Source organism: Hydrocoleum sp. CS-953, from assembly GCF_002260545.1.
GTDB lineage: Bacteria > Cyanobacteriota > Cyanobacteriia > Cyanobacteriales > Microcoleaceae > Trichodesmium.
In genome coordinates, this window is sequence record NZ_LGSU01001417.1 from 1 (window position 1) to 8,262 (window position 8,262).

An 8,262-nucleotide genomic window follows, 5' to 3' on the forward strand; every position below is an offset into this window, starting at 1 on the left:
GGAAAATGAAATTGCTGAAAAGCTAGAAAACATAATCAATAAAGTACAAAAACTGCAAGATATTGATAATTATTTTCCCGAAAAAATTACAGATTTGAAAAATGAAAAATATAAAGAACTTTGGGATGAAGAAACACCCATAGGTTTAGTTTATGGGGGAGCAACCAAAATCAAACAATACGTTTTTGAGGCTGCCAAACTAACAGATATTCGTGGAGCATCGGCAATCTTAGATAAGATAAATTTAGTAGATTTACGAGAATTTTTTCAGCCTGATACAAAAAGTAGAAAATGGCTAGATGAAGAGAGAAACTTTCCCGGACTTTCCCAAGCATTAATCCATGAATTAATAATCTATTCTACTGGGGGAAATATTCTGGCATTTTGCCCGGCAGCTTTTGTAGATGACTTAGCAAATGCCATCGAAAAACGCTATACAGAAGAAACTTTAACGGCAAATTCTTGTGCAGTCGGAAGTACATTTAGATTATTAGAAATACGATTTGGTTTGCTCCGAGAAAATATCGTAAATACACCTTGGTTAGATTGGTATTTGGAAAATTGTAGAGATAAATTAGTAGAAAGTTACTTTGGATTAATTAAAGGAAAAACCAAAGAAGAAGTAGAAAAAGAAATAAGAGAAAATTTCCAAAATCGGAAAAGTTTCAACGAACTAACCAGTAAATTAGCAACATTGTTTAATCAGCGTCGAAACGGCAATGATGATGTTAACAATAATCGCCCCAGTCGGAGATATCCGCCAATGTTTGAAACTCATCCTTATATGCGGAGAGATGAAGGCGATCGGCGGACAGCAGTAATGCGAACTGACTTACCCAATAATCCCTATTATTCAGAAGTTTTAGCCAGGAAACATTTAGTAGGGCAAATAACTAAAAGAGAAGATGATAAAGATAAAAAATGGTATAAAAAAGGAGGTTTTGATTGGCAACCAGACAGAGAAAATATTGAAAGTTGGGGAACTAGATTTGAAGACTTTTTAAAAGAGGCAAAAAACCAAGAATTGGCAAAAAAATATAATCCAGAATCTCATCCATTGAAAAATTTAGAAGCGGCAAGAAGTCTCAGAGAGTTAGGAAATGTTTATAAGGGTTTTATTGGTTATATTTATGCTGATGGTAATAATATGGGAGGATATATTCAGAAAATTAAAACACCGGAAAAGTACAAAAAATTTAGTCTAGATATTTTTGAGGCGACGGAAAAATCGGTTTATTTTGCTTTAGCAGAACATCTTCATCCACATCAGTTAAAAAATCTCACCGATCCAGATAATGAAAATCGTAATGAGCATTGGATTCATCCTTTTGAAATATTGGCAATAGGAGGTGATGATGTGATGTTAATTGTACCTGCTAATAAAGCTTTGGAAATTGCCAAAACTATCGGCGAAAAATTTGAAGAAATCTTAGCTGAGAAAACAGGTTATGAACCAGAAAAATATGAATCTACTTATGACGCAAAAAAAATACATCGTTATTTGAAAGAAGCAGCTAATGAAAATGAATTATCCTTGAGTGATTCAACCGAATATACTCCTATTTATTATGAAAATAAATCCTCCCTGAGTATGTCAACGGGAGTATTAATTACAGCGGAAGATACTCCGGTTTATTATGCGCAAAATTTAACGGAGCAACTGTTAAAATCTGCCAAAAAGCGAGCCAAAAAATTAAAAGAGAAAAATTATTTAGGAGGTACAATAGACTTTTTAAGTTTGAAGTCAGTGACAATGGTTTCTTCCAATATTCAGGAATTTAGAGAACAAGGATTAATTAAGGAAATAGAAGGTAAACTCAAAACAAAACCTACCAAACTAAAATTATATGCAGCTCCTTATACATTACATGAAATAGGAGGTTTAATCGAATCAGTCAAAGCATTAAAAGAGTCAAAATTTCCTAGGTCGCAAATTTATCAAACTCGTAGTTTTTTGGAGAAAGGAAAAAAGACAGCAATTCTGAATTATCGTTATTTTCGCTGTCGTTTACAAACACCGGAAAATAAAAGAGTTTTAGAAGAAAAATTTGAACAACCTTGGTGTGCAGCAAAAACCAATAATGGTAATTTAGCACCTTGGATATCCCAAGTAGAAGACCAAGAAAATTCAGAAGATAAAAAGGAAAAAAATCCAGAAGCTAAAGAGGAAACAACTTATGAAACAATTTGGCGAGAAATAGTAGATATTTATGATTTTATCGAGGTAGAAACAGAGACAGAGAAAAAAAATAACCTAGTATGTTGGGTTCAGGAACAAAACCCAACAAAACCTTATTAATTTTAGGTTTAGTTCCATGCTTTTATTGTCATTAACTATGATTAATAAACTCTATTAATCTTTGGTTTTGTTCCTTAAGCTAAACTACATTTATTGAATTATTTTCGTTGTGTCTATCTACTACAAGCCAAGCAAATTAATTATGATTAAGCCACTTGATTAATGTTGGGTTTCGTTCCTTAAGCCAACCTACGTTTATTGAATTATTTTCGTTGTGTCTATCTACTATAAGCCAAGCAAATTAATTATGATTAAGCCACTTGATTAATGTTGGGTTTCGTTCCTCAACCCAACCTACGTTTAAATTATTTCAGGTATTTATATCTACTACAAACAAAACAGGAGGTTAAGCAATGATTTCTCTTCAACAGTTAACAAACTCTGTAGAAACTTATTCAATTACTGCTATTATAGATACGGCATTATGTGTCGGATCGGGAGGTTCTTCCGGTTCATTAGCAGATAAACCAATAGTGAGAAATGCCGAAGGAAATTTATTAATTCCTGCTTCTCAAATCAAAGGTCGTTTGCGCCATGAATGTGAGAAAATTGCTAGAGGACTTAACTGGGCAATTTGTGAATCTCCGAACCCCGAAACTATGTGTCCTCAAAGAGTAGGTTTAACAGAAAATTTTTGGATTGACGAATATAAATTTTCTGACAAAATTAATGGGAAAGATATTTATCACTGTTTAATTTGTCAAATTTTTGGTAATCCTTATTTACCCTCCAGAATTATCTTTAACGACCTAATTTGTAAAGAAGATCCCGAAAATTTACCAGAGATATTACGTCCGGGAGTTACAATTAATCGTCGGCGGGGAGTGGCAGAAGAAAACAAACTTTATTTCCTAGAAACTTCTCCAGTTAATGCTCATTTAAAATTTACAGGAGAGATTTTAATTCAGCCAAATATTAATCCTAAATATGTAGATTATGCTAAGGCATTAATTTGGGCTGGTTTCAAACAAATAAATGCTTTGGGTGGAAGTAAATCTGTTGGTTTAGGATGGTTAACATGGGAACTTCCAGAAATTTCAGTGGATGAAAAAGTCTGGGAATTTTTAGCAAAAGCAGAGGTAGTGAATGGAAGTGATGAATCATAAAAAATTATCCCCCCAACCCCCCTTTGAAAGCTATGCTTTATAAACATCTTTCTTCACATAAAACTTGACATGCACAGACGAGTTATGTGTAAGTCTTGGAGCGGCTTTTTCTACAGAAAAAATGTATTAATAAGTACATTTTTTCATAAATTTAAGTAGTTTTACTTAGCTACTATGACTCTTTCTCCCCTGCTCCCCTGCTCCCCTGCTACCCACAAAGTTTTCAGGAGTTCCTTATAAGGGATAGCTTTGAAAGGGGGGAGAAGAGGTTACCAGAGGTTTTTAGTAATCTATAATAATTAGAGAAATGAAAAAGATAGAATTAGAAATTAAAGCTCTATCTCCCTTAGCAATTAGTCGTCAAAAACCTGGCAGTTCAATTAATCAAACAATGGATAATATTGCTAGTTCAGTAATTAGTAAAAACCTCACCGCCTGCCCCCTTTCCTGAAGCTGGTGGGGGGGAATCAAAGCCTATCTCCTGCCAGGAGAGAGTTTTGGAGGGAGGTTTTCGTGACCTAAAAATTTCTGAGTAATCTATATAATTAATAATCAGAGAAATGAAAAAGATAGAATTAGAAATTAAGGCTTTATCTCCTCTGGCAATTAGTCGTCAGAAACCGGGCAGTTCAATTAATGAAACAATGGATTATATTCCTGGTTCAGTAATTAGAGGAGCAATTGCTGCAAGAATAATTCAAGAATCTGGTAATGAATCTGAAGATTTATCAAAAGCAGAAAATGGAGGTGATTTTCAGGCATTATTTTTGAGTGAAAATCCAGCCATATTTCAAAATGCTTATCCAGCACAAAATTTAGAAATTAAAGATAATTATGCAAAAAAGGTAAAAGGTAAAGGTAAAACTAAGCAACCACAAAATGTAGAAACTAAAAACGAAATAAGAACTCAAAAAGATGTGAAAGTTTTACCTACTACTGCGGTAAGTTCTAAAACTAAACCTGGATTTAAGTCAAAAGATAAACCTCTAGAAAATAATGGAGTATTTGATACTTTAATCGATCGCTTTTGTGCGCAAAATAATGGTTTTCTTTATGACCCAAATTGTCCTGTAGATGGGGGTAGGGTAGAACCGTTTAGTGGATTTTATAGCTATCATCAAGAAAAAGAAAAATATTATCAACATTCTACAAGCAAACGTCTATTAACCAGGACGGGTATTAATCGAAAAAGAGCAACTTCAGAAGAGGAGGTATTGTATAGTATAGAAGTAATAAACGAACTTCAAAAAGTAATAACCGAAGATAAAAGTAAAAAAAATGGAGAGCTAATATTCTGTAGTGCAATTTTAGTTCCCGATAAATTAGCAGACTCACTGGCAAATTTTATTAAACAGAGAAACGATTTATTTCGTTTCGGAAATTCCAAGTCGAGAGGATTAGGTAAAGTAGAAATTACTGCTAAAGTTGTCGATATTAAACTAAATTTAGAAGAACGAATCACAGATTTTAACGAGCAATTAAAAGGGAGGTGGGAAAAATGGCAAGTATTTAATAATCAAGAAGAAAAACAACCATCGCTAAAAAATAGAACTTACTTTACCCTAGACTTACAATCAGATGCTATTCTGACAGAAAATTGGCAAAGAACTATGGTTATTTCTCCAGAAATGTTACAGGAATTTTCAGGAGTGGAAGATTCATCTTTAGAACTTCATGTTGCCTATAGTTCCTACGATTATTTATCCGGTTGGAACTCTGCCTGGGGTTTAATGAAAGATGTGGAATTAATAACTAGAAAAGGAGGAGTTTATTTATTTAGTACGAAACAATTAGAACCTTGGTTAGAAGGATTAGGAAAAGTAGAAAATCAGGGAGTAGGAGAGCGTACTTCCGAAGGTTTTGGTCAGGTCATAATTTGCGATGAATTTCACTTAATATTTAGAGAGGAGGCAGTATGAACCAACCCCTAAAAGCTAAACAACAACTAAAGATTCAAAGAGCAATACTTCAGGTTGAAGATAAACTTGTAACTGCTATACAAAATGCTTTAGATGATACACAATCTTACGGTAAGTTAGAAGAATCACAATTTCGGAATTTACTTGAAGTTGCAAATACTACCGAAAGTACAGAAGTCATAAAAAACTTCTTACGTTATCAAGTAGGGCGTGACGAAAAATGGGGTAGAGGAAAAGATTCTTTAGCAGAAAAAATAATTTCTTATATTAAGAGTGATATTAAAGAAATTGCTGAAAAAATTGCTAAGACAATACCCGATGATACGGAAACTGAAAAGCCGACTAATTATATTAAGCTACAGTTAATCCGTCGTTATTTAGGATATGGTTCCCGTTATTTAGTCTACAAAAGAAAAGGTCAATCTGCTTAAAGCAAATATCTAGTATTTTATACTAAAAAAAGGAGAAAATTTATGGAAAATCGTGTAGTTATTTCTACAGTAGGCACAAGCTTACTAACTAATCAAATTAATCGTTCAGAGTCGAAGGAATCAACTTGGTTCTCTCAATTATCAGGAGTTACTAATTTAAAGCTAGATGAGATAGAAAAAAATCATCCAGAAGTTGTAAAAATTCTTCAGGAATTAAAAAATAGGGCAGAAAACAAATTAAAAGAGAGTAACACACAACAAATCAGGAGAATAAGTGCCGAACTAAATGGTATTTATGGTTTGTATGAAGAAGAAATTCAACGGGGTAAACAAGACATTCATTATTTAATAAGCACTGATACATATTCAGGAAAAATTACTGCCGAAATTGTGGAAAATTTTCTCAAAACAACAGGAGTAGTAAATACTAATATTGTCAAACCATCAGGGTTATCAACTGCTAATACTCAAAAATTCTCTGAAGGAGTAGACGAACTAATAGATTTTTTAAGTAAACAAAAAGAGAATTGGCAGGGATATAAGGTTTGCTTCAACCTAGTAGGAGGTTTTAAAACTCTGCAAGGATATCTCAATACAATAGGAATGCTTTATGCTGATGAAATTATTTATATTTTTGAAGGCAAAAGAGCAGAGTTAATTACTATTCCTAGACTTCCCATCGCAGTAGATAAAACTTTAATTAAACCCTATACAGTTCAGTTAGCTTTAATGGATACTGGAGCATTAGATAAGTCAGAAGTTGAGAAAATTCCAGAAGCTTTAATTGGTGATGTTGATGGAAAAAAAGTTTTATCTACTTGGGGGAAATTAATATGGGATGAATCTAAAAAAGATTTGCTTTCTGATGAATTATTAGACTTTCCTTGGTTAGATTATCAAGATATTTTTCGTACTGACTATAAAAAAATTAAAGACTGGCGAGAAAAAGTTCAGCTACATGAAACTTTAGCTAAAGTTTCATATTTGTTAGAAGAATCTAATGGCGATACAAGTCCTTTAAAAAAAGATTACAACATAAAATATGACCCTTATGAAGGAACAGATAATATCGATCATTTTCGTGTAACTAGAGCTTTACGAATTAGTTGTAAAAAGATGGATAATGGCAAATTAAGTTTGCGATATTATGGCAGTCATGCTCATGTAGAAGGAAAAGAATTTAAGAAAAAATAACTATCAGAAATTACGCAAAACTTCCATGTTTAGTAAGGGCGAATGCCATTCGCCACTACGGGTGGTTTATCATTTCCTATTTTTCATAAGTTCTACTATTTAACTTTGGGATATTATGGCACTAAAAAATATGTACAAGGAAAAGAATTAAAAAATTAAGACAACCATGTTTGATACATTTAAAAACCGCTTAGAAATAGAAGGAAAACTCACAACTGTCACCGCATTACGCATAGGTGCAGCACGTTCCACTGAACCCATCGGTTCAGACTTACCCGTTGTCAAAGACGTACTCGGACAACCTTTAATACCGGGTTCCAGTTTCAAAGGTGCATTGCGCTCCCGTCTGGAAAGTTTCCTCAGAGGTATTTTGGGAAGCAACCCCCGGTTGGTTGCTAACCCCGCAGTCAATGAGGAATGGTGTATTACAGCAGAAGCAATGAAGGAGCTAAAGGAAAAACACACTAACGACGCTCAACTAACAGCAGCAATATTAGAAAAAACAGACCTCATTTCCCACCTTTTCGGTTCCCCCTGGGTTGCCAGTAAATTTCAGGTGCGCGACTTAACCGTTTTACCCGAAAACTGGTTTGGGCAATATCAAGAAAGAGACGGGGTAGCGATCGACAGAGATACCGAAACCGCAGCAGATGGAAAACTTTATGATTTTCAGGTTGTACCTGGAGGAACGCCTTTTCTGTTTAAAGCAGTTGTCGAAAATGCTGAAGACTGGGAGTTGGGTTTGTTGATGGTTGGTTTGCATCAGTTTGAAACGGAACAAATACCACTGGGGGGTGGGCGATCGCGCGGTCTAGGTGTTGTGAAATTAGAAATAGAAAAAATGAATTGGTTTGATGCTAGGAATGAAGAAGACCCGACAAAAACTGACCCCCAGAAATTAATTGGGTATTTGCAACAATTAGTTAGTGAGAAAACTCCTACTTTTGATGATGGAAAGGAGCTGAAAGATGATTGGGTAAAAGCATTAATTAATCATCTTAAACAAAAAGTTTCTACCACTGTTGAAGTAGAGATTCAGTAAAATTTGTAGGGTGTGTTAGACGGTTTAAGTTTAGACTATGAAATATATTTAATAATCCGTCGTAACGCACCATTGCATAAGTGTCTATCCACTACTCAATACCTCATAGAAAAAATAATTTTATTCTTGTACAAAATACTCAACGGTGCGTTACGGCACTCTGTAATTTTTTAGACTTAAATCCTAGTTTGTAGGGTGTGTTAGACGGTTTAAGTTTAGACTATGAAATATATTTAATAATCCGTCGTAACGCACCATTGCATAAGTGTCT

At 34.0% G+C, this 8,262-nt stretch carries 7 protein-coding genes; all 7 read left to right on the forward strand.

The window, feature by feature from the left end:
- A partial coding sequence (cas10, locus tag AFK68_RS28830) for a type III-B CRISPR-associated protein Cas10/Cmr2 (RefSeq protein WP_246844524.1) occupies window positions 1-2,299 on the forward strand: 2,299 nt, incomplete at its 5' end.
- A 353-nt stretch (window positions 2,300-2,652) separates the two neighbouring features.
- Window positions 2,653-3,405, forward strand: coding sequence for an RAMP superfamily CRISPR-associated protein (locus AFK68_RS28835; RefSeq protein ID WP_094677220.1), 753 nt, complete (start codon window positions 2,653-2,655; stop codon window positions 3,403-3,405).
- A 307-nt stretch (window positions 3,406-3,712) separates the two neighbouring features.
- Window positions 3,713-3,856, forward strand: a complete 144-nt coding sequence (locus AFK68_RS37520; RefSeq protein WP_168186698.1) for a hypothetical protein — start codon at window positions 3,713-3,715, stop codon at window positions 3,854-3,856.
- A 109-nt stretch (window positions 3,857-3,965) separates the two neighbouring features.
- The gene (csx10, locus tag AFK68_RS28840) at window positions 3,966-5,324 is read left to right on the forward strand and encodes a CRISPR-associated RAMP protein Csx10 (RefSeq protein ID WP_094677222.1); all 1,359 of its coding nucleotides are present in this window, start codon (window positions 3,966-3,968) and stop codon (window positions 5,322-5,324) included.
- Window positions 5,321-5,755 carry a hypothetical protein gene (locus AFK68_RS28845; RefSeq protein ID WP_094677224.1) on the forward strand — a complete coding sequence of 145 codons (435 nt, stop codon included), beginning with the start codon at window positions 5,321-5,323 and terminating at the stop codon, window positions 5,753-5,755. Before csx10 ends, AFK68_RS28845 begins: the two co-directional genes overlap by 4 nt.
- 42 nt (window positions 5,756-5,797) lie before the next feature.
- The gene (locus AFK68_RS28850) at window positions 5,798-6,949 is read left to right on the forward strand and encodes a putative CRISPR-associated protein (protein WP_094677226.1); all 1,152 of its coding nucleotides are present in this window, start codon (window positions 5,798-5,800) and stop codon (window positions 6,947-6,949) included.
- A gap of 166 nt (window positions 6,950-7,115) precedes the next feature.
- Window positions 7,116-7,991 (forward strand): CRISPR-associated RAMP protein Csx7, encoded by an 876-nt coding sequence (gene csx7 / locus AFK68_RS28855; RefSeq protein WP_094677228.1) that lies wholly within the window; start codon window positions 7,116-7,118, stop codon window positions 7,989-7,991.
- Window positions 7,992-8,262 lie beyond the last annotated feature (271 nt).